Origin of the sequence: Streptomyces gilvus (assembly GCF_022513565.1) — a bacterium.
In the GTDB taxonomy this organism is placed as follows: Bacteria; Actinomycetota; Actinomycetes; order Streptomycetales; family Streptomycetaceae; genus Streptomyces; species Streptomyces gilvus.
In genome coordinates this window covers 1-1,611 of the sequence record NZ_JAKWBE010000070.1, presented here as the reverse complement: position 1 = coordinate 1,611, position 1,611 = coordinate 1, and the positions used below count along the sequence as shown (strand labels likewise).

1 protein-coding gene is annotated in these 1,611 nt (G+C 71.9%); it reads right to left on the bottom strand.

The genetic code is table 11. The features are described 5' to 3' along the window. On the bottom strand, positions 1-1,611 hold a 1,611-nt coding region (locus MKW14_RS40625; RefSeq protein ID WP_240871805.1), incomplete at both ends, for an acetyl/propionyl/methylcrotonyl-CoA carboxylase subunit alpha.

Sequence of the window (1,611 nt, the reverse complement as noted above, 5' to 3'; positions counted from 1 at the left end):
CCGATCTCCGCGGACAGGCCCTTGATGGTGCCGGACTTGTGGGCGTTGAGGGGCTGTTCCATCTTCATCGCCTCCAGGACGACGACCAGGTCGCCCTCCTTGACCTCCTGGCCCTCCTCCACGGCGACCTTGACGATGGTGCCCTGCATGGGAGAGGCGAGGGTGTCGCCGGAGGCGACCGGGCCGGACTTCTTGGCGGCGCGGCGCTTGGGGCGGGCGCCGGCGGCCAGGCCGGTGCGGGCCAGGGTCATGCCCAGGGAGGCGGGCAGGGAGACCTCCAGGCGCTTGCCGCCGACCTCGACGACGACCGTCTCCCGGCCGGAGTCCTCGTCCGTCTCGGCGTCCGTCGGGGCGGCGAAGGGCTTGATGTCGTTGACGAACTCGGTCTCGATCCAGCGGGTGTGGACCGTGAACGGCTCGTCGGAGCCGGTCAGCTCCAGGGCGAAGGCCGGGTCCTTGACGACCGCGCGGTGGAAGGGGATCGCGGTGGCCATGCCCTCGACCTGGAACTCCTCCAGGGCGCGGGCGGCCCGCTGAAGGGCTTCCTTGCGGGTGCGGCCGGTGACGACCAGCTTGGCCAGGAGGCTGTCCCAGGCCGGGCCGATGACCGAGCCGGACTCCACGCCCGCGTCCAGGCGCACGCCGGGGCCGGTGGGCGCGGCGAACGTGGTGACGGTGCCGGGGGCGGGCAGGAAGTTGCGGCCCGGGTCCTCGCCGTTGATGCGGAACTCGAAGGAGTGGCCGCGCAGTTCGGGGTCGCCGTAGCCGAGTTCCTCGCCGTCGGCGATGCGGAACATCTCGCGCACCAGGTCGATGCCGGCGACCTCCTCGGTGACGGGGTGTTCGACCTGCAGGCGGGTGTTGACCTCCAGGAAGGAGATCGTGCCGTCCTGGCCGACCAGGAACTCGCAGGTGCCTGCGCCTTCGTAGGAGGCCTCCTTGAGGATCGCCTTGGAGGCCCGGTACAGCTCGGCGACCTGCTCGTCGTTCAGGAACGGCGCGGGCGCCTCCTCGACCAGTTTTTGGTGGCGGCGCTGCAGCGAGCAGTCACGGGTGGAGACGACGACCACGTTGCCGTGCTTGTCGGCCAGGCACTGGGTCTCCACGTGCCGGGGGCGGTCGAGGTAGCGCTCGACGAAGCACTCGCCGCGGCCGAAGGCGGCCACCGCCTCACGCACCGCGGAGTCGTACAGCTCGGGGACCTCTTCGAGGGTGCGCGCGACCTTCAGACCACGCCCGCCGCCGCCGAAGGCGGCCTTGATGGCGATGGGCAGGCCGTGCTCCTCGGCGAAGGCCACGACCTCATCGGCGCCGGAGACCGGGTCGGGGGTGCCGGCCACGAGGGGGGCGCCGGCGCGCTGCGCGATGTGGCGGGCGGCGACCTTGTCACCGAGGTCGCGGATGGCCTGCGGCGGCGGGCCGATCCAGATCAGGCCCGCGTCCAGCACCGCCTGCGCGAAGTCGGCGTTCTCCGACAGGAAGCCGTACCCCGGATGGACGGCGTCCGCGCCCGACTCGCGGGCGGCGTTCAGGATCTTGTCGATGACCAGGTAACTGGTGGCCGGGGTGTCACCGCCCAGGGCGAACGCCTCATCCGCGGCGCGGACATGC